We start from the raw sequence: 19979 nt of genomic DNA, 5'->3' as shown, positions 1-19979 counted from the left end.
CGACTCGACTCGATTCCATTGTCGATGTGAGCCCTTGGGCTCACTCGGCGCTCGGGACGACGCGAGAGGAGCACTGTCATGCCTGTCGTCGACTTTGGTCGCACGTCCGAGGACTACTCGAAACACCGCATGGGCTTCCCGGACGCCTTCTTCACCCGTCTGGCCCGAGAGAACGTCCTCCGCCCCGGACTCCGTGCCGTGGATGTCGGCTCCGGCACTGGCACCGTCGCACGAGGACTCGCGCGACACGGCTGCTCGGTCACCGCGCTCGATGTGTCCGCGTCCATGCTCGCGGCCGGCCGCCAGCTCGCCTCCGAGGCAGGTCTGTCCATCGACTCACTCGAAGCCCCCGCCGAGGCCACGGGCCTGCCTTCCGGCGCGTTTGACCTCGTGACAGCAGGTCAGTGCTGGCATTGGTTCGACCGTCCCGCCGCCGCGCGCGAGGCCGCTCGCCTGCTCGTTCCTGGCGGCAAGCTCGTCATCGCGCACCTCGACTGGATATCCCTGCCCGGCAACGTCGTCGCCGCCACCGAGGCCCTCATGGACGCCTTCAATCCCAATCCACCGGACCACGCTCGCTTCGGCTGCGGCGTCGGCCTCTACCCGCAGTGGCTCCGTGACGTCAGCGATGCGGGCTTCACACCGCTGGAGACCTTCTCCTTCGACGTGCTCCTGCCCTACACCCACGAGTCCTGGCGAGGCCGCTCCCGCGCCAGCGCCATGGTCGGCGCCACCCTGCCTCCGGATGACGTGGAGCGCTTCGACGCCGCCCACGCCCGACTCCTCGCCGAGCGATTCCCTCACTCCGCGCTCGACATCCCTCACCGCGTCTTCGCCCTCATCGCCACGCGTCCCTGAACCCGGAGTACACCCCATGTCCTCACATCCCCACCTCGTCCACGAGCCCACGCTCCCGTGGACCGAAGTCACGCAGGGCCCCCGTGTCTCGTACCGGCGCAAGCAACTCGGCGCCGCCGCGAAGGGACAGAAGCTCGGCTGCAGCCTGATGGAACTCGCACCCGGCAAACACGCCTTCCCGCTCCACTTCCACCTGGCCAACGAAGAGGCCTACTTCATCCTCTCCGGCACCGGCCGCCTGCGCCTGGGTGACACGTCTCTGCCCGTGAAGGCCGGCGACTACGTGGCCCTCCCCATTGGCCCCACGGGCGCGCACCAGCTCGTCAACGACGGCACCGAGACACTCCGGTACCTCGCCTTCTCCACCATGGTGGAGCCGGACGTCATGGTGTACCCGGACTCGAAGAAGGTCTGTGTCACCGCCGGCTCCGCCCCAGGTGGCGACAAGGCCGCGCGAACCCTGTACACCGTCCTGCCCCTCTCCGCCGAGGTGGACTACTGGAGCGGCGAGGAGCGATAGAGTTACCGCCCTCATGTCCCCCTTGCTCGACGTGCTCACCCGGGAGCGACTCCTCAAGGACCGCGAGGCCGCCACGGAGCTGCTTCCCCGGGGCGAGCCGCCCCACGTCTCCTTGCTTCGCCTGTGTGACGCGGGGCTGCTCATCGGCGGCCTCTCCGTCGCATACGGCGTCCGCCCCGACGAACTCATGGGACCCCTCACCCTGGCCATGGGCGGCGCGGCGCGGAACCTCAAGGTCGTGGACGTCCGTGAGCGCCCCGTCCTCGAACTGCACGTCCAGGCTGGAGACCTCACCGAGCGTTGGGAGGTGGAGGACCTCTCCGTCCTCGTCCACAACCTCAATGACCTCTACCGCGACGCCGCCGATGTGCGCGCGGTGGCCGAGCTGGGGGAATGGGAGGACGCCCTCCAGCTCTGGTGTGTCGACAAGCCCACCCTGCCGCGCCTCGTGCGCCAGCCTTTCTTCGCGCCCCGAAACGCACGGGCGCTGACGCGTCCGGTCGACTGACGTCAGATACGACCTGGCATGCTCTCGCGGTAATCCCAGGTTCTGGGGCAGCATGGGGGGCACATGCGTTTAGCGCCCTGCCTGCCGCTCCTGCTGCTGTGGTCCTCCGCCGTCCTGGCCGAGCCGGACTCCTTTGGTCTCGGCAACGCTCGCAGCGGCGCCCTCACCGTCAACACCGCGCGCACCATCATCAACACCGCGATGCGGCTGCCGACCGGCGCACAGCGCGGTGACTCGACGCTCGCGGTGGAGACCTCCACGGTACCTCCGACGGGGGGACTGGTGATGGTGCACCAGGCGATGGGCTTCCCGTCCAGCACGCCTTCGGGCAGCACGGGCCAGACGAGCCCCGGGGACGTGGGGCGCTGGGAGCTGGCGCGCGTGTCCCTGGTGACGGTCGGCACTCCCACCGTGCTCCGGCTCACGGCGCCGCTCATGTACACCTATACCTCTCCGGGCGCCCAGGTCGTGACGGTGCCCGAATACAGCACCGTCAGCGTGGCGGCGTCCGGCTCGCTCGTGGCGCCTGCCTGGGATGGAAACAGCGGAGGCATCCTGGCCTTCCTCGCCTCGGGCACGTTGACAAACAACGGCGCCATCCACGCCGACGGCGCGGGCTTCCGGGGTGGGACCTTCACCAACAACGCCGCCCGCACGGCCTGCGAGGGAGGAGACCTCTCAACCACCCTGGGCGGCTCCTACAAGGGAGAGGGCCTGGTGGTGGAGCGCTTCGGCTCGGCCTCAGGGCGCGGCAACCTGCTCAACGGCGGCGGCGGCGGCAACTGCAACAACGCGGGCGGTGGGGGCGGTGGGCACCGGGGCTTTGGCGGAACGGGCGGACGTTCCTCCTTCTTGGATGGCTCGCGTGACGTGGGCGGCCTGGGCGGCTCGCGGATGGAGTACTCGATTGTGGAGGCCTTCCTCTTCGGCGGCGGTGGTGGCGCGGGTGAAGGCGACAACGGCGTGGGGAGCGCGGGAGGCGCGGGCGGAGGCGCGGTGTTCCTCCGCGCGGCCAACGTTTCGGGAACGGGCCGCATCTCCGCCACGGGCGTGAGCGCGTTGGCGGCGGGTGGCGAGGACGGCGCCGGAGGTGGAGGCGCGGGTGGCTCCATCATCGTGCGGACCTCTGGCGCGTTGAACTGCGGTCAACTCGATGTGCGAGGCGGGAGCGGCGGCAACGTGCTCGCGACGTCCTTCCAGCTCGGGCCAGGAGGAGGTGGCTCGGGTGGCTACGTGCTGCTGAATGGCACGCCGCTATCGTGCGGCGTGGGGTCTTCGGGAGGCGCCGCGGGGGTGACGTCCGCCAGCGCCGGCGCGCATGGCCCCACGCATGGCGCGGGCGTTGGAGGCGGCGGTTCCGTGACGCTGTACACCTATTCGTATGCCACGCCCGCCACGCCGACCATCACCCTGCCGACCGCGAATGCAGTGGATGTGTCCGCGCGGCCGCGCATCGAGGGCGTGGCGGACCCGGGCTTGCGCATCATCATCTCCGTGGATGGTGTTGAGTTGGCCCAGGTGACGTCGAGCACCGATGGAAGCTTCTTCACCGAGGTGGACGAGCCGCTGCCCGCCCTGTCTGGTGGCGCTCACACGGTCTCCGCCATCTCCGAGGGCCTGGGCGCGTACAGCAGACCCGGGGCCTCGAGCTTCACCGTCGTCGCCGCCCCCGTGATTTCCCAGCCCATCATCGTCGTGCCCGAGGATGGCGAGGTGACGGGCCCCACGCCCTACATCGCGGGCGTGGCGCCCGATGCGCTGACGGTAGGCCTGTACGTGGACAACCGCGACGAGGTCATCGTCCCCACGGACTCCTTGGGCCGCTTCCGCTACCAGATTCCCGACGACGCGCCGCTGACTCCGGGCCCGCACCGGGTCAACGCGCATGGGCACAACAATGACGACACCGGGCCCACTTCTCCCAACACCGTCTTCGAGGTCGTCATGGAGGACGAGGACGCGGGCACGACGGTGCCGGACGCTGGAGATTCGGGAACCGTGGATTCGGGAACCGTGGACTCGGGGACGCCGGGCCCGGACGCGGGTTCGGGAGATGGTGGCGCCGTGGTCACTCGTGAGACGCCCGTGCTGGTGGTGCCCGCCGAGGGTGAGTTGGTGGACTCGACGCCCCTGTTCGCAGGTGTCGCGCAGGCCGGTGCTTCCGTGTCACTCGAGGTGGATGGGGTCCTCGTGGTCACCGTCGTCGCGGACTCGACGGGCACGTTCCGTCACGTCGTGCCCGCGGACAGCGCGCTCTCCATGGGGGCGCATGCCGTGTCGGCGTACTCGGTCAACGGCGAGTCGGGAACGCCGGGTCCCCGGTCTCCGAACACGGGCTTCGAGGTGCGTGGACCCACCGCGTTGAATGTGGGCTGCGGCGGCTGCGGCGCGTCTCCCGTGGGCGCGGCGGGTGCGTGGGTCCTGCTGGTGGGTGTGGCCACCTTGATGCGCAGGCGTCGGGGCCCGTGACGGAGTCTGCTTCCCAACCAAAGTGGCGAGGCGCGCCGTGCCTCGCCACCGGTTGACTCCGCGGGCGACGCGAAAGCCTAGTCGTCGCTCCCGAGCAGTGAGCCCAGGCCGACACCGCCCAGCACGCTGCCCTCGTCGCGCGCGCCACCCGGACGCGCGGCGGAGAGGATGCGGCCCGCGAGCCGGCTGAAGGGCAGCGACTGGAGCCACACCTTGCCGGGCCCTCGCAGCGTGGCGAAGAAGAGTCCCTCGCCGCCGAAGAAGGCCGTCTTGATGCCGCTCACCATCTGGATGTCGTAGTCCACGGTGGGCTGGAACGCGACGATGCAGCCGGTGTCCACGCGCAGCAATTCGCCGGGGCCCAGCGTGCGCTCGCGCAGCGTGCCTCCCGCGTGGATGAAGGCGAGGCCATCACCCTGGAGCCGCTGCATGATGAAGCCCTCGCCGCCGAACAGGCCGGTGCCCAGCTTCTTCTGGAAGGCGATGCCCAGCGACACGCCCTTCGCCGCCGCGAGGAAGCTGTCCTTCTGTGCAATCAGCTCCCCGCCCAGCTCGCGCAGGTTCACCGGAATGATTTTGCCGGGATAGGGCGCCGCGAAGGCCACCTTGCGCTTGCCGCCACCCCGGTTGAGGAAGACGGTGGTGAAGAGGGACTCGCCCGTCAGCAGCCGCTTGCCCGCGCCGAGCAGCGAGCCCAGAAAGCCGCTCTTCTTCTCCGAGCCGTCACCGAAGATGGTCTCCATCTCGATGCCGTCCTCCATGTACATGAGGGTGCCAGCCTCGGCCACCGCCGCTTCCTGCGGGTCCAGCTCCACCTCCACGAACTGCAGGTCGTCGCCGTAGATGTGGAAGTCGACCTCGTGCATCTGCGCCATGGAATCGCTCCGTCGTCGTAAAGGGACGGCGCACCATAGCCGCCCCGTTGCATGGCTCAACCCACGAGCACACGGGAACGCGTCCCGGCCGCGCGGGTTTGCCGATGCGTGAAAGACGGAGGGCTCGCGCTGCTACTGCGCCAGCAGGATGGAGAGCGCGGTGACGAGCTCTTCATCCTCGTCCGCGAGCGACGGAGGGATGGTCAGCGAGACGCTCCTGTCCAGCTTGGTGCCGCAGGTGCGCGCGCCCTCGTAGCGGTGGGGGCGGGTGATGAGCAGCTCGTAGCTGCACGCGCCCACCGTGCCGGTGATTTGCTGGGGACTCACCTGGAAGTTGGTGAGCTTGCCGCCGAAGGTCCCCACGGCATCGAGGGTGTCATTCGTGTCCGTCACCTTGACGTTCACGGGGCCCTGGCCGTAGGTGCCGCGGATGGTGTCGTTCTCCAGGGTGAGGTTGACGGGGCGGCCGAACGCCTGGCCGCGCACGGCGTCGGCATCGTCGTCGAAGGAGAGCTGGATGTCCGGGCCGGAGAGGTTGTCGTCGGTGACGCCGACCGTGACGGAGCGGTCCTGGGTCTTGAGGTTGAGGGAGGAGGGCGCTGCTGGCGCGGCCAGGGCGGAGCCACAAGCGAGCAGGCCGAAGGCAAGGAGGCGCTGGGTCTTCATGCGACTCAAGGTAGGTCGTGGGGACACCCCGTGTGCTCAGTCCGCAGGCAGGGCGGGCGTGCTGCCTCCGGCGGGAAGCTCCACGGAATCTCCACGTTCGGGGCGCAGCACCAGCTTGCGCAGCGTCCAGCGGTCCGTCGCGTAGGCCACCTGGGCCTCGAGGACGCCCCGGCCGAGCGGGCCCTGGACGGTGAGGTCGAAGTCCACGAGCCCTTCGTCGGGCGTGGAGCCGTGGGCTCGCAGGGTGAGGAAGCTGCTCGTCAGCGGGGTGCCCAGTCGCCCGGTGGCGAGCGGGCTGGACTCCGCGGTGCGCAGTGCCAGGCGGTGGACGTCATTGCGGCGCAGCTCCTGCTCGATGCCCTGGAAGAGCGAGCGGGAGACCCAGGCCACACCGCCAGCGAAGCATCCGAGTCCGCCGAGCACGAGCGCGGCCGCCACCATCCAGCTCTGCCAGGGACTGTCGAGGCGGTGCGGGCGCATGAGGATCTCCGGGTCCCCTCATTAACGGGCGGTCGCGCGGGTTGCCGGGCAGGCGACGGAGGCGGCCATTATGCTCCGCCTCCCCACCGGGTGCGATTCACCCTGTTCGGAGGTCCTGGCCGTGGCGGAGCTGTCGGAGAGCGTGGAGCGAGAGTCACGGAGGGAGTCGCGTGCGACGCCCAGGCGGGTGTTGCGCTGGCTGATGTCCCTGGGCGGCATCCTCACGCTGATGGGCGGGCTGCACGCGTACCTCGCGGTGCGGCTGTTCGTGAGCCCCGCGTGGCCGTCACCCTGGGGCGTCCTGGGCGTGGCGTTGATGGTGCTGCTGTTCGTGTCGATACCGGCCGGCGTGCTGGGCGGTCGGGGCGAGCCATCGACAGCCCGGCGCGTGTTGCAGTGGACGTCGTATCTGTGGCTGGGGAGCTTTGGCATCCTGCTCAGCGCGGTGGTGACGGCGGACGTCGTGGGCGCGGTGCTGGGATGGACGGGCGTGGTGACGGATGCGCTGGCGCTGGCCCGGTGGAAGGCCGGCATCGTGGGCGCGGTGACGGTGCCGGCGGTGGTGTTCGCGTTCGTCACGGCGCGCGGCAAGGCGACGGTGGAGCGACTGACGGTGCCGGTGAAGGGGCTCCAGCCGGGGCTGGGCGGCCTGCGAGTGGTGCAGATCTCCGACGTCCACGTGGGCCCCACGCTGGATGGACGGTGGCTGCGGCGCGTGGTGGAGCAGGTGAACGCGCTGAAGCCAGACATCATCGCCGTGACGGGAGACCTGGTTGACGGTGGGGTGGAGGAGCTGCGCGAGGAGGTGCGCCCGCTGGCGGAGCTGCGCGCGTCGCTCGGCGTGTTCTACGTGACAGGCAATCACGAGTACTACCACGGAGGCCCCGCGTGGGAGGCGGAGGTGGCTCGGTTGGGGCTCACGGTGCTGCGCAACACGCACCGCGTGGTGGAGCGCGATGGGGCACGGCTCGTCGTTGCGGGCGTGACGGACCACGACGCGGGGCACATCGTTCCCTCGCACGAGAGTCGTCCAGGCGCGGCGCTCGCCGGGGCTCCCGAAGGCGTGCCGGTGGTGTTGCTGGCGCATCAGCCGCGCTCGGCGCTGCGAGTGGCTCAGGCCGGTGTGCGCGTGGACCTGCAGTTGTCCGGACACACGCATGGCGGACAGGTGTTCCCGTTCATGTTCTTCATCAAGCTCCAGCAGCCCGTGGTGCGGGGGCTCGCCACCGTCTCTGGCGTGCGCGTGTACACGCACCGGGGCACAGGCTACTGGGGGCCGCCCCTGCGGCTGGGACCCTCTCCCGAAATCGCGGAGCTGACGCTGGTTCCGGCAGCACAGTGACTCATGTAACCTGGAGTCGGCGTCGTCGTGTCATGCTCACATGGATGCGTCCGTCCGCCCGTGTGGAGGTGTTTTCATGACGACCTTGGGCTTCGATGAACTCCTCACCACGGCTCGCGGCGTGGCCGCTGAGTCCGTGCTCGTCGTCACGGGGGCCGGCATCAGCCTGGCCAGTGGCATCCCCACGTTCCGGGGCACGGACCCGGGAGCGGTGTGGGCGAACGAGGTGACGCAGAAGGGGACCCGGGCCTTCTTCAAGCTGTTCCCGCACGAGTCCTGGCGGATGTACCTCCAGCGCCTCGAACTGGCCCGGAAGGCGAAGCCGAACGCGGCGCACGCGGCCCTGGTGGACTGGGAGCGCTGGCAGACGGGGCAGGGGGGCGGCTTCACCGTCGTCACGCAGAATGTCGACTCCCTGCATGAGCAGGCCGGGAGTCAGGCGTTGGTGAAGGTGCATGGGAGCCTTCAGCTGGCGCGGTGTTCCGCCCGTGGCTGCGAGCTGGGGCCGCCCACCGGCACCATTCCGTTGGAGACGCTCGACTTCAGTGCGTTCCACGCGAGCCCGAGCGCCGAGACGGTGCCGCGCTGCCCGAGCTGCCGCAGTCGCGTGCGACCTCACATCCTGTGGTTCGACGAGTACTACTCGGAGCACCTCGGGTACGAAATCGAGCGCGTGTACGACCTGGCGCGACAGAGCCGGCTGGTCGTCTTCATCGGGACGTCGTTCTCGGTGGGCGTGACGGAGAGCATCCGCGCCTTCGCGCTGAAGCGCCTCACTCCGATGTTCAGCATCGACCCCTCGGGCGTGGCTCCGCCCCAGGGAATCCAGGCGGTGACGGGGCGCGCCGAGGAGCTGCTCCCCGTGCTCGTCCGTTCCCTGCGGGGTTGAGTTCACGGCACGGGCCCCGCGCTGCTTGCGGCGAGGGTCCGCTGCTGTATCTCAATCCGTGGCGTGCCGAGCGTCCTGTCAGGTGGGCGTGAAAGCCGGCGTCGGCTGGCGGCTTCATTCCACACACCGTGACGAGGGGACGTACCGATGACGACCTTCGCAGTGGATTCCGTCGAAGAGGCTGTGACTCCCCTGGAGACCGTACCCCTGGGGAGCCTGGTGGGTGAGGCGCTGTGGCTGGCGCCAGCCGCGGACACCCGGGTGGTGGACCCCGAGGGAGTGCACCCGCTGCTCGCCGCTGTCCACATCGCCTTCGCCGAGCATCGCCCCCTGGTGTTGTCCCCGGACGTGGTGTGGCTCACCCTGGCCCAGGGGTTCGCCCACCACATCCGCCTGCACTCCGAGACGCTGCGAGGCCGGCTCGTCCGACACTCGGGCCGACGGACGCTGACGGTGGGAGTCTCCGCCGCGCCCCGGACCGAGGAGGAGTTCGGCGCCACCCTCACGTCCTTCCGTGAGCTGCTCCGCGAGGAGCTGGGGCCGGGACTCCCCCGGCTCCTGTCGTGTGACTTCTCCACCAGCACCGACGTGGAGCGCATGGCGGGGGACGTGGTGTTGATGGACGCGATGTCCCCGTACTTCGACTTCGCCATCACCGTCATGTGTGGAATCCCTCGCATCACCCTGCTTGGAACTCCGGAGGACTGGCGGGCCATCCGCCGCCGCATCGACGTCCTCGCCGAGTTCGACCTGGGCTGGTGGACCTCGTCGCTCATCCCGATTGTCGATGAGTTCGTGCGCACCTCGGAAGGCCATCCGGACCGCGAGCTCTGGTCGGAGCTGTACAAGCCTCGTCGGGCGTATGGCTGGGACCGCGCGTCGGGCTGGGTGACGCGACTGTTCCCGTATGTGGGGAACGCCGGGCGCTTCAACCGACGCAACCCCATTCTCGAGCAGTCCCACGCGGACATGATGAAGTCGGTCGAGAACGGGGATGAGAATGATTGGCATTGGGGGCCCGGCCTCGCGCTGCATGAGGCGCCCGCCGGGCTGTCCTGCGTTCCGCTCCATCTCTCGGCCGTCACGTCGGACTGGAGCGAGACGTGGTCCCTGGAGGCGGGTGTGCTCGCGGTGGCGGTGGACTCGGAGGGCGCGCTGGTGCCTCGCGCGGGGGGGCTGGTGCGGAGGTCCCACGCCTCCATGTCCCAGGTCATCGAGCGCATCGTCGCCGAGCACTCCGTGACTCGCGCCACCGAGGCCTCCACCTTCCACGGCGTCGCCGAGTTGAACGCGCTCTATGACCACCTCGCCCGCGCCACGCTCTTCCCGGACACGATGCCCTGGCGCCTGCGCTCCACGGCCGAGCACACCGAGGTCCACATCCCGGTTGACGGAAACGGAGACTTCGTCGTGCCGGTGCGGTGCCTCGTCGACCTGCCGGATGGGACGGTGCTCGCGCTGCGCTACTGCAGCGGTCGTCGTCCGCACTGCTACGTGCGCCTGCGCTCGGACGCGCTGGAGCCCCTGACGGTGCCTCCCGGAAAGCAGCCCGAGGACGAGGTGATGCTGGAACTCGAGCGGGTGACGCCGCCGCTTCGCTCCCGCCAGACGGCGACGGACATCCCCGTCGTCGGTCCCTCCCTCACCGAATTGCTCTCCCATGCGCTGGAGCACGGAGGCTCCACGGAGCTGCCCGTGCTGAGGACGCTCGTCGAGGAGCTGGAGCCCTGGGAGAACCCGCCTCCGCGCGCGCCCATGCCGCAGCGCAGGAAGTGATGTCTGGGTTGGTCATGACTCACTGAACATAAATCCATGGCCCCCAGGTCTGTGCCGTGGGGCCATGGGTATGTCATTGAGTCCCTGAGAGCGGACTACTCGGATAATTGAAGTGTAGTTTGATATTTCCGCTATTCCTGGCTATTGTTCAATGCGTGCCCCCCGCCACCACCGTCCAGCCGCGTTTGCTCCAGTCCGTCCCCGCGCCTCGCTTGAGGGAGGTGGGTGGTGTCGAGGTCTACGAGACGCGCCGCGCCATGCGGGCCTCGGGTGCGCCCTCGGTGATGGTGGTGTCCGAGTCTCCGTTGCTGCGGCTGGCCATGGGGCGGGAGCTGGCGCCGGTGGTGGGGTTGATCCACGCGACGGGCATCGCGTCGGCGATTCGGCGGCTGGAGATGGGCGTGGTGCCGGCGGCGGTGGTGGTGGTGCTGGACTCGGCGGAGCGCGGTGCCGCGCACGACTTCCTCGCGCGGCTGGTGGAGATGGACTTCGCGGGCCCGCGCATCCTGGTGTCCTCGCGCTTCTGCCCGGAGCTCGCGGAGGCGTTCGGTGGCTCCTGCCTGACGCACTTCGCGCTCGCGCGTCCGTGGCGTCCAGGGGCGATGCGTTCGATGGTGGAGTCAGCGCTGGGGCTGAGCGCGCCGCTTCGAGTCGCCGCGGGACGCTGAGGTTCATCCCATGAGCGTGGGCTTCTCGCTGGCCTCGCGGCTGGTGGACGCGGGCCGTGGTCTGCTCACGGGGGTGGTGAGCGCCTTGAGGGGTGTCGCGCGGGGGCTGCGCGTGGTGCTCACGGGCGTTTTCGGTGGACTGGTCCTGTATGCCCGAGGGCGTCCGCGTGAAGGGCGCTTCCAGTTGCGCCGTGGGTTGTGGCGCGTGGCGCAGCTTCCGGTGGACCTGTTCTTGATGCTGGCCGGGCGTGTGGTGAGCGCGGTGCAGGTGTTGCTGTGGATGGAGCCCGTGGGGCGCCGGCTGTCGGGGTTCGAGGTGGAGCTGCTGCGCCCCATCTTCGGCGCGAGCCTGGACTACGCGGCGGTGCGGGTGAAGGAGGGGCCCATCGGAATCCTGGGTGTGTCGGGGCGTGCGTTCGTCCATGGCGACACCGTCTTCGTCCCGCCGAGGAGTGGCCCCACCGACCTGGGGCTGTTGGTGCATGAGCTGGTGCATGTGTGGCAGCACCAGCATGGAGGCACCGCGTACCTCAGCTCGGCGATTGCCGCGCAGCTCTCGGGAGATGGCTATGACTGGCGCAAGGGGGTGGAGAAGAGCTTGCGCTGGGAGGAACTCAATCCGGAGCAGCAGGCGCAGTTCATCGAGGAGGCAACGGTCGCGGGACTGATTCATCCTGACCACCGTGCGCTGTCTCCCCGCGCGCGACTGAAGGGCTGGACGGAGAATGCGCTGCCGTTGCTGGAGGATGCACTCGCCAGCGTGCGCTCGGGACGCGGCGCGCCCTGAGTCGCGGCTCAGGCGTGTGAGGCCTCGGCGATGCAGAGGGCGGCTTGCCTCGCATCGCAGCCGTTGAGGCCAGCGCCCCAGGCGGCGTTGGCTTCGAGGAGCACCCAGCCGCGGCCCTCGATGCAAGCCGCGTCCAGCACGCAGGTGCGAGGGAGCTTCGCTTCCCTGGCCACGGTGGTCAGGAATGCGCGCGCCTCCGCGAGGTCTCCTTCACCTTCGTACAGCGCACAGGTGCGGAGCTGGCCGTCGAGTGCCCAGGCCCTGGCCTCCGCGCGCACGGTGACGACCTCCGAGGACAGCACGGGCGTCTCGGGCGGGAGGCCCTTGCATTCACTCCGCAGGGACTCCGGGTCATTCCACACACTCGCGCGGAACACCTTGGGCACCTGCGACTTGATGAAGCGTGGGAAGGGCTCCGTGAGGACCTGCTCCAGCGTGGAGCCGCGCACCTCGCGGCCCAGCCAGTCGGAGTCCACGCGCAGCAACAAGTCATCGGGCGGTGAGACGAGGGTGAGGCCCAGCTTCTGCGCCAGGACGAGACAGAAGGTGTCGTTGCCATAGAGGCGGGTCCGCGCGGGCGTGACGTCGGGCGGGCTCCAGAAGCGGTCCAGTCGCAGCACCGTGCCTCCCCCTGTCTCCCAGGCGCGAGCGACCGCGTCGCGCTCCGGGTCGGCCTTGGCTGGAATCAACAGACTGAGCCCCTGGAACATGCGCGTGACGCTACCTCATCCCGCGCGGACCCAATGGCGGGCGCGCGAGGCGCTACAGCTTCGGCGGCGACATCGGGTCGTGCTCGGAGAGCATCTTCGCCACCCGGGCCTCATCCAGCCGCGTGCCGAGTTGCTCCATCTCGTGCTGGTCTCGCACTGTCTTGGACAGGCTGAAGGTGGAGCCCACGCTGAACAGCAGGCCCATGCCCAGGAAGGACTTCACCCAGGGGTCCATCGGCAGATTCCAGATGCCGACGGCCGTGACACCCACGGAGAGGGCAAAGGACAGCCAGGTCTGGATGACCCAGGCGGAGCTGTGCGCGACGACGACCTTCGGGGTGGAGCGGGACATGATGGTCTCCTCAAAAACGAGCCGTACTCTCGCTGACGTGGAGAAAACATGCCGCTTCCGCTCGTAAAGCGCATGGAACTAATCAATGCGAGATTGATAACCTGGAGTGCATGATTCAGCTCCAGCGCCTCGAGGGCTTCTACCGCGTGGCCCGTGCAGAAGGCTACGCGCGAGCGGTGAGCTCCTTCCCGTACCCCATCACCCAGCCCGGCATCCACCAGCAGGTCAAACGCCTGGAGGCCGAGGTCGGCGTCGCCCTCTTCGAGCGCGTGGGCAAGGACCGCGTCGTCCTCACCCCCGAGGGCCGCGCGCTGTACTCGCACGTCGCGCCGTTCCTGGAGGGACTGGACTCGGTGGTGCAGTCGCTGCGCAAGGGCGAGGTGGGCGGCACGCTGCGCATCCACGCCTCCGGACACGTCCTTCGCCACCTGCTGCCCGCCTGGCTGCGGCGACTCCAGACGAAGCGCCCGGACATCGAGGTTGTCCTCTTCGAGTCCAAGGTCCCCGCCGTGGACATCCTGCGCTCCGGCGACACGGACCTGGTGGTGGACCACCTGCCCGAAGTTCCCGACGAGGCGGAGGCGCGCGAGGTGGGCCGGACGTACCCCTTCCTGGTGCTGCCCTCGCATCACCCCCAGGCGAAGAGTCGCCGCGTGCGGCTGGAGTCGCTCCGGGATGACGCCTTCATCGCGTACAGCACGGACCGACACCTGCGAGAACTCCAACTTGGGGAGCTGGCGCGAGCGGGCGTGAGACCGAAGCGGCTGCACGCGGCGGACTCGTCGGAGACCATCCTCGGCTTCGTCGCGGCGGGGCTGGGCTACTCGCTGCTCGCGTCCCTGCTACCCGGTGGCCCTCGCGAGGCCGGTGTGGTCTCCCGGCCCCTGCCCGGTGTGCCCTCGGGGAGCATTCACGCCGCCTGGCGGAAGTCCGCGGCGAAGAGCCCGCTCATCCAGGCCGCGCTCGCGCTCGCGCCGAAGCCGTGAGCCGGACGTGAAACGGGGCCCCGCTTCCGCTCGAGTGGCGGAGGCGAAGCCCCGGGGGCACTGCTCGTGGCCTGTGTCGCGCCGGCTCAGCCCTGGTACTGGTGAACCGACATGATGGGGTAGCTCATGCTGCTGAAGCTGATGCGCTGCGAGCCATCCGAGTTCACGTTGTTGGAGCCGATGAACTGGGGCTTGCCGTCCTTCCACCCCGCGAACATCACCACGTGCTGGCCGTCGCCCACCTTCATGGACACCACGTCGCCGGGCTTCGCGTCCTGGATGGACACGCGCTTGAAGTTCGGGTCCGCGTCCAGCTTGCGCTGCAGGCCCATCACGCTGTTGTCGTGCTGGCCGTTGGAAATCTGGCCCGCCTGCTCCAGACACGCGGAGACGAAGTTGGCGCAGTTGACGTTGTTGGGGACCCAGTCCTCCATGTCCGCGCCCACGCCGCTGCCTTCCATCTTCAACGAGCCCGCGTTCTTGTTCAGGTGCGAGCGCGCGATGTCGAACGGGCTGCCCTTCGGGCCCTTCACGCCGTCACCCGAGTTCGTCGGGCCGGAGGGGCCGTCCACGCCGCCCGTGAGGTTCGGACCCGTGCGGCCCGAGGGCCCGTCGAAGCCGTCCGTGGCGCCAGGGAGCTTGAGCGTGTCACCCGCGTAGATGAGGTCCACGTTCTTGATTTGAGGATTCGCCTTCTGCAGGGCGTCGACGCTGGTGCCGTAGCGCTTGGCGAGCGCGGACAGGGTGTCGCCGGACTGGATGCGGTAGCTCATGGAACGAGGGCTCCGTGGACGTGGGCTCGCGGCTGGGCGAGGAGTTTCATGTACGACTTGCACCTATTCTCGGAGGTTGAGACCCCGAGTTGCTTGGCGGCGCGTATTTCCCCCGGGCTTTCGGTGAGATCAACAAGTCTCGCGCACTTGCACGAGGGCCGAGTCACCGGGAGTCGGAGTCTTTCTCTCGGGGAGTAGGACTTTTCGCGCTGCCACCTACCGGACGGACCGCCCCAGGCCGCGCCAAGGTTCTTGAACCGGGTGGGTGGGTCCGCGCATGGTGCCGGCGTGAGCACCTCCATCCCCCATCCTGACTTCGCGGTCGAGCGGTTCTCCCGGTGTCCGGACGCGCGCTTCCAGCCAGCGCCCGCGGACGGTGTGTTGCCGGAGGGCTTCTTCACCACCACGAACCTGCCCACCTACGTGCGCCTTGGCGGTGAGTGGCGCATGCCGCGCGAGCCGCGCATGGACGGCGCGCTCGTTCAGGACGAGCAGGGCGTGCTGTGGATTCGCGAGGGCCGCCGCGTCCGTGCCGGAGAGCGCGTGGTGGTGGGGCACGCGGAGGACGGCTCCGAGGGCGTCTATGTGAATACGGCGTACCTGGGCGGCGGCGGCGAGGGTGAGTTCAAGTTCATGACGAGCGAGGTGTCTCGCGAGAAGCCCATCGACTACGCGCAGATGGCGCGGCTGTTGGTGGAGGAGCGCGAGCGCGGTGGCTATCCGGTGTGGGTGACGGGGCCGGCGCTGGTGCATTCGCGGGCACGCGCGGACATGACGTGGTTCATCGACAACGGCTTCGTGGGCGCGCTGCTCGCGGGCAACGCCGTGGCGGTGCATGACATCGAGGCGTCCATCTTCGGCACCACCCTGGGCATGAGCGGCACTGGCGAGGCCACGTCTGGAGGCCACGGTCTGCACATGCGCGCCATCAACAAGGTGCGCGCGGCGGGCTCCATCGCGAAGGCGGTGGAGGCGGGCGTGATTACCAACGGCATCATGCACGCGTGTGTCACGCACCAGGTGCCCTTCGTCCTGACGGGCTCCATCCGTGATGACGGCCCGCTGCCGGACGTGGTGACGGACAACGTGGCGGGGCAGGACGCCATGCGCCGTCACGCGGTGAAGGCCACCATGGCGGTGATGGTCGCCACCGCGCTGCATGCCATCGCCACCGGCAACATGCTGCCCGCGTTCGTCACGGAAAAGGACGGCTCGCTGCGGGAGCTGGCCACCATCTGCGTGGACTCGTCCGAGTTCGTGGTCAGCAAGCTGAAGGACCGGGGCACGCACCAGGCCTTCGGCGTGGTGACCAACGCCCAGGACTTCATGCACATCCTGCGGCTGTACGTGGAGCGCGAGCTGTCCGCCCGGGCCCAGGCCCCGAAGGGCACCTGAGCCGCGAGCCTGTCACCCGCTCAGCGGCAGACCGTGGCGTCGAAGGAGACGCACCGCTGGTCCGCGCAGGCGTTGCTTGCGTTACACACGCCAGCCTGCCAACCGCAGACCTCTCCCTCTCGGACGATGGGCAGGCAGCGATTGTCCGAGCCGGTCTGGGCGCAGGCGTAGCCCATGGGACAGGAAAGGCTCTCATGGTCACAGACCTCTCCGGCTCCCGTGGCCTTGGTGCAGACGCCCCAGAGGCCCACCTCGTAGCGAGCCCCCTTGCACCGGCGTCCCTCCGAGCACTCGGTGTCGAGTCGGCACTCCTGGTTCTCCGCGCGGCGCTGACGGCACAGCCCCGCCTCTCCGGGGAGTGCTTCGCAGTAGAGCTCCCGCTGACACACGTTGACGAGGAGCCCGAGGCTCGGGTCATGGACCGGCGCGGTGCAGGCCGAGCCTTCCTTCGCGTAGCGGGCGCACTTGTTGTTGGTGCAGACGAGGGATGGACCACAAGGGTAGTAGCCCTGGTTCTCGCAGATGTCGCCCTGCGCACCCACGCGCTTGCACGTCTTGTAGCCGTTCGAGTCGCACCAGAGCCCCTCCGCGCACGGCAGGGAGTAGGTGGTTCCTCCCTGCTGGGCGACGCAGGGGGCGTCTTCTTCCAGGGGCCGCTCGCAGCGGGCGGGCGAGCCCTGGAGCACGAGTCCGGGCGCGCAGTGCCAGGGCAGGGTGGCGGAGGCTCCCTCCGAGGCCCGCGCCTCGCACACGCCCTCGCAGCCGTTCGCCGACGTGTGGCCGCAGTACCCCTGCCCGCCACAGTCGACGTTGCTCCGACAGTCCGTCGGTGACTCGGGCGCCACGAGCACCGGACAGGCCGCGTCGTACTCGACGCCGAACTGCCACGCGTCTTGCGACAGCGCGGGCTTGTCACAACTGCCTCCACGGATGGAGTCCAGACAGCGCCGGGCCGCGCCCTCGTCGAAGCGCAGCTGGCCGGAGCGCAGGGACTCGTCGTAGCGGATGCCGAGCCCCAGGAAGACGTCACGGCCCCAGCCGCGCATGTCCTGCTCGCAGGCGCTCGCGTGGGCGTACTCGCCGCAGCGCTCGGCCCGCGCACAGAGCGCCTGGACGACCTCGCCGCCGAAGCCCTCCCTCGTCACCGCATCCTCACCGCCGCACGCCCAGAGCCCCGCCAGCATCACCACCAGTGCCGCTTGTCGTCCATGCATCGCGCGTCTGCCCATCCGTGGCCCGAAAAGGGCTCTGACCCGGCGTGCCCTCCATGGGCATACGGACCCGACCTTCGCCACGGGCCGATGATGTCTCGCTTTCGGTGCGAGGCGCGAGGGCTACCGCGTCGCGAGCCGCCCCTCGGTGTCGATGAGGAACACCCCGCCCTCCGTCGCGACGCGCACGCCCCGACGCTCCTCCTCGATGTGCAGCACCGGTCCGGCGACGGTCCACACCCGGTGGGTGCCGAGCTCCATCACGCGCCCGTCCTCCGTCCCCGCATGGCGCGAGGTCAGCACCGTGTAGGTCGCATCCGAGGGCAGGGTCCGTGCGAGTGCGTCCAGTCGCTCGACGTACTCGGCCTCGCTCGCGTCCTCGGCGTCGGGCAGCGCGTGCCAGCGCACGTCGAGCACGGGCTCCACCCGGAAGGACGCATCCAGCGAGACGATGCCCGCGTCGGTGGCCGCGAAGAGCCGGTCGCCCGCGACTTCCAGCGCGAGGCAGAAGGGGCTCGGCAGCCCGTCCTCCGTGGAGACGCCGCGCACGGGCTTGCCGGAAGAATCAAGCACCTCCAGGCCGTCCTCCGTGCAGGCGACGACGTGGCCGGCGAAGCGCGCCAGCTCCAGCGGTCCTCCCGTCTCGGGAGCGGGAGAACCCAGGGCGACGGCGGCGGCGACGGTGAGGGCGGAGAGCATGACTCCCACCCTCAATGCGAACCCCGGGCCACCACGACTTCCCCAGGAGGAACGGACGGATGGCGCCGGAGGTGTCCTCCCCCGGCCACAGGTGCGGCCGGGGGACAGCAGGCTTCAGTGCGCCTGACTCAGTACGACTCCTCGGGGACGTCCATCAGGTCCAGCGTGCCGGCCTCCACCATGCGGGCGGCGTGCGCGAGGCCCGGGAGCACTTCCGCGCAGTACCAGCGCGCGCTGGCGAGCTTGCCCACGTAGAAGGCCCTGTCGCCGGGGTTGCTCTTCATCCGCTCCAGCGCCACGCCCGCGTGACGCACCAGCAGCCAGCCGATGACGAGCTCCGCCACGCTCGCCAGCACGCGGTTGCCCTGCAGGCCCACGTGGTAGACGGACTCGCCCAGCTTGCCCATCAGCGTGCCGAGCATCGTCTCCAAATCACCGAGCGCCTTGCCCAGCGTGGCGCGCTCCGTCTGCAGCTCGCCGCCGCCCAGGTCGCCCTCGGCCGTCTCGCGCACCTGCGACAAGAGGCCCTGCAGCGTCGCCCCTCCGTCCTTCGCCACCTTGCGCATGAGCAAGTCGAGCGCCTGGATGTGCGTGGTGCCCTCGTAGAGCGTGTCGATTTTCTGGTCCCGCAGGTACTGCTCCACCGGGTAGTCCTGCAGGTAGCCGGAGCCACCGTGGACCTGCAGCGCCACCGCGAGCAGCTCGAACGCCTTCTCCGAGCAGTAGCCCTTCACCAGCGGCAGCAGCATGTCGTTGAGCGTGTCCAGCTCTCCGGCCTCGGTGGCGCGGTGGCCGCCCTTCATCTCCACGCCGTCCTGCACGGACGCGGTGTAGAGACACAGCGCGCGCATGCCCTCGGCGTGCGCCTTCTGCGCCATCAGCATGCGGCGCACGTCCGGGTGCTGGAAGATGGGCACGCGCGGCGCCAGCTTGTTGCGCGCCTGGAGCAGGTCCGCGCCCTGGAGCCGGTCCTTCGAGAACGCCAGCGCGCGCTGGTAGCCCGCGGACAGCGTGGCCATGGACTTCACGCCCACCGCCATGCGCGCCTGCTCGATGATGTAGAACATCTGCCGGATGCCGTCGTGGACCTCGCCCAGCAGGAGGCCGCGCGAGGGCTGGCCGTCGCCGAACGTCAGCTCGCACGTGACGGAGCCCTTCAGCCCCATCTTCTTCTCCAGCTTGGTGCACACCACGCCGTTGCGCTCACCCTGGCTGCCGTCCTCGTTCACCCAGAACTTGGGCACGACGAAGAGCGACAGGCCCTTGGTGCCCGGAGGCGCGCCTTCCGGCCGCGCCAGCACCATGTGGATGATGTTCTCGGACATGTCCGAGTCGCCGTTGGTGATGAAGCGCTTCACGCCCTCGATTTCCCACACGTCGCCGCCCACGGGACGCGCCTTGGTGCGCGCGGCGCCCACGTCGCTGCCGGCGTCCGGCTCGGTGAGCACCATGGTGCCGCCCCAGCGCTTCTCCAGCATGTGCGGCAGGAAGCGCTTCTTCTGCGAGTCCGTCCCCAGCCGGTCGATGATGCGCGCGAGCAGGTTGCCCAGCGTGTAGAAGGCCAGCGAGGCGTTGGCGCCCACCATCAGCTCGAACGCGGCCCAGCCCAGCGACGGCGGCGCGCCCATGCCACCCAGGTGCGGCGGCTGCTCCAAGAGGTGCATCCCCGCGTCGAAGAACGCCCCCATGGACTTCTTCAGCCCGGGAGGCAGCGTCACCTCGCCGTTCTCCAGCTTGGGCGGCGTGTGCTCGGCCTCGTCGAAGGAGGGCGCCAGCTCGTTCGCGCAGAGCACGGCGAACGCCTGCAACATCTGCCGGGCGGCCGTCTCGTCCAGGTCGCCAAAGGGCGCACGCCCCAGGGAAGTACGGCCGATGTCGAGGAACTCGAAGAGATTGAACTCGATATCGCGCAGGTTGGGGACGTAGTGGTTCGCGGACGACGACATCTCGGACTCCTCACGGGAACGAAAGCCCCGAGGGTAGCCGAGATTGATTTTCGAGTCAGCCCAGGTTGC

At 69.3% G+C, this 19979-nt stretch carries 20 protein-coding genes; 11 read left to right on the top strand and 9 right to left on the bottom strand.

Going from position 1 to position 19979, the window contains the following annotated elements; translation table 11 throughout:
* Positions 1-78 precede the first annotated feature (78 nt).
* The 4 genes from HUA75_RS27080 to HUA75_RS27065 all read left to right on the top strand — a co-directional run bounded on the left by HUA75_RS27080 (position 79) and on the right by HUA75_RS27065 (position 4355).
* Positions 79-858, top strand: a complete 780-nt coding sequence (locus tag HUA75_RS27080; protein WP_174487997.1) for a class I SAM-dependent methyltransferase — start codon at positions 79-81, stop codon at positions 856-858.
* A 16-nt stretch (positions 859-874) separates the two neighbouring features.
* Positions 875-1378: a cupin domain-containing protein gene (locus tag HUA75_RS27075; RefSeq protein WP_174487996.1), complete on the top strand. Its 504-nt coding sequence runs from the start codon at positions 875-877 to the stop codon at positions 1376-1378.
* Between the two features lie 13 nt (positions 1379-1391).
* Positions 1392-1886 carry a hypothetical protein gene (locus HUA75_RS27070; protein WP_174460090.1) on the top strand — a complete coding sequence of 165 codons (495 nt, stop codon included), beginning with the start codon at positions 1392-1394 and terminating at the stop codon, positions 1884-1886.
* Positions 1887-1949: 63 nt separating this feature from the next.
* Entirely contained in the window at positions 1950-4355 is a 2406-nt protein-coding gene (locus HUA75_RS27065; protein WP_174487995.1) for an MYXO-CTERM sorting domain-containing protein, read from the top strand.
* A 77-nt stretch (positions 4356-4432) separates the two neighbouring features.
* Here HUA75_RS27065 and HUA75_RS27060 read toward each other — a convergent pair whose 3' ends face one another.
* The 3 genes from HUA75_RS27060 to HUA75_RS27050 form a co-directional block, all read right to left on the bottom strand.
* On the bottom strand, positions 4433-5230 hold the full coding sequence (locus HUA75_RS27060; RefSeq protein WP_141647309.1) for a TIGR00266 family protein: 798 nt from the start codon (positions 5228-5230) through the stop codon (positions 4433-4435).
* A 132-nt stretch (positions 5231-5362) separates the two neighbouring features.
* Positions 5363-5896: a hypothetical protein gene (locus HUA75_RS27055; protein WP_141647310.1), complete on the bottom strand. Its 534-nt coding sequence runs from the start codon at positions 5894-5896 to the stop codon at positions 5363-5365.
* Between the two features lie 36 nt (positions 5897-5932).
* Positions 5933-6376: a cytochrome c oxidase assembly factor Coa1 family protein gene (locus HUA75_RS27050; protein ID WP_141647311.1), complete on the bottom strand. Its 444-nt coding sequence runs from the start codon at positions 6374-6376 to the stop codon at positions 5933-5935.
* A 121-nt stretch (positions 6377-6497) separates the two neighbouring features.
* On the opposite strand from HUA75_RS27050, the gene HUA75_RS27045 reads away from it, so the two are divergent.
* The 5 genes from HUA75_RS27045 (at position 6498) to HUA75_RS27025 (ending at position 11838) form a co-directional block, all read left to right on the top strand.
* Positions 6498-7718: a metallophosphoesterase gene (locus tag HUA75_RS27045; protein WP_174487994.1), complete on the top strand. Its 1221-nt coding sequence runs from the start codon at positions 6498-6500 to the stop codon at positions 7716-7718.
* Positions 7719-7794: 76 nt separating this feature from the next.
* A complete protein-coding gene (locus HUA75_RS27040; protein WP_174487993.1) occupies positions 7795-8607 on the top strand; it encodes a Sir2 family NAD-dependent protein deacetylase in 813 nt (270 codons plus the stop codon).
* 147 nt (positions 8608-8754) lie between these two features.
* Positions 8755-10383 carry a DUF4419 domain-containing protein gene (locus tag HUA75_RS27035; protein ID WP_174487992.1) on the top strand — a complete coding sequence of 543 codons (1629 nt, stop codon included), beginning with the start codon at positions 8755-8757 and terminating at the stop codon, positions 10381-10383.
* A 155-nt stretch (positions 10384-10538) separates the two neighbouring features.
* A complete protein-coding gene (locus HUA75_RS27030; RefSeq protein WP_371745749.1) occupies positions 10539-11051 on the top strand; it encodes a hypothetical protein in 513 nt (170 codons plus the stop codon).
* Between the two features lie 10 nt (positions 11052-11061).
* Positions 11062-11838: a hypothetical protein gene (locus HUA75_RS27025; protein WP_141647315.1), complete on the top strand. Its 777-nt coding sequence runs from the start codon at positions 11062-11064 to the stop codon at positions 11836-11838.
* Between the two features lie 8 nt (positions 11839-11846).
* Here HUA75_RS27025 and HUA75_RS27020 read toward each other — a convergent pair whose 3' ends face one another.
* A complete protein-coding gene (locus HUA75_RS27020) occupies positions 11847-12548 on the bottom strand; it encodes an ATP-grasp domain-containing protein (protein WP_174487991.1) in 702 nt (233 codons plus the stop codon).
* A gap of 52 nt (positions 12549-12600) precedes the next feature.
* Positions 12601-12900, bottom strand: coding sequence for a YiaA/YiaB family inner membrane protein (locus HUA75_RS27015; RefSeq protein ID WP_174487990.1), 300 nt, complete (start codon positions 12898-12900; stop codon positions 12601-12603).
* Between the two features lie 110 nt (positions 12901-13010).
* On the opposite strand from HUA75_RS27015, the gene HUA75_RS27010 reads away from it, so the two are divergent.
* On the top strand, positions 13011-13886 hold the full coding sequence (locus HUA75_RS27010) for a LysR family transcriptional regulator (RefSeq protein WP_141647318.1): 876 nt from the start codon (positions 13011-13013) through the stop codon (positions 13884-13886).
* Positions 13887-13972: 86 nt separating this feature from the next.
* On the opposite strand, the gene HUA75_RS27005 is transcribed toward HUA75_RS27010, so the two are convergent.
* Positions 13973-14659 carry a LysM peptidoglycan-binding domain-containing protein gene (locus HUA75_RS27005; protein ID WP_141647319.1) on the bottom strand — a complete coding sequence of 229 codons (687 nt, stop codon included), beginning with the start codon at positions 14657-14659 and terminating at the stop codon, positions 13973-13975.
* A 288-nt stretch (positions 14660-14947) separates the two neighbouring features.
* Between HUA75_RS27005 and HUA75_RS27000 the strand changes: the two genes are divergently transcribed.
* Positions 14948-16054, top strand: coding sequence for a hypothetical protein (locus HUA75_RS27000; protein WP_141647320.1), 1107 nt, complete (start codon positions 14948-14950; stop codon positions 16052-16054).
* Between the two features lie 20 nt (positions 16055-16074).
* Here HUA75_RS27000 and HUA75_RS26995 read toward each other — a convergent pair whose 3' ends face one another.
* The 3 genes from HUA75_RS26995 to HUA75_RS26985 all read right to left on the bottom strand — a co-directional run bounded on the left by HUA75_RS26995 (position 16075) and on the right by HUA75_RS26985 (position 19910).
* A complete protein-coding gene (locus HUA75_RS26995; protein WP_174487989.1) occupies positions 16075-17268 on the bottom strand; it encodes a hypothetical protein in 1194 nt (397 codons plus the stop codon).
* Positions 17269-17388: 120 nt separating this feature from the next.
* Complete coding sequence (locus HUA75_RS26990; RefSeq protein WP_174487988.1) at positions 17389-17964, bottom strand: hypothetical protein; 576 nt, start codon at positions 17962-17964, stop codon at positions 17389-17391.
* 128 nt (positions 17965-18092) lie between these two features.
* Positions 18093-19910 carry an acyl-CoA dehydrogenase gene (locus HUA75_RS26985; RefSeq protein ID WP_174460080.1) on the bottom strand — a complete coding sequence of 606 codons (1818 nt, stop codon included), beginning with the start codon at positions 19908-19910 and terminating at the stop codon, positions 18093-18095.
* Positions 19911-19979: the final 69 nt, after the last annotated feature.

The sequence above is a fragment of the Myxococcus sp. CA040A genome (assembly GCF_013336725.1).
Lineage (GTDB): Bacteria > Myxococcota > Myxococcia > Myxococcales > Myxococcaceae > Myxococcus > Myxococcus llanfairpwllgwyngyllgogerychwyrndrobwllllantysiliogogogochensis.
Note: the sequence above shows the minus strand (reverse complement) of the source record. Positions and strands in the feature narration are given on the sequence as shown.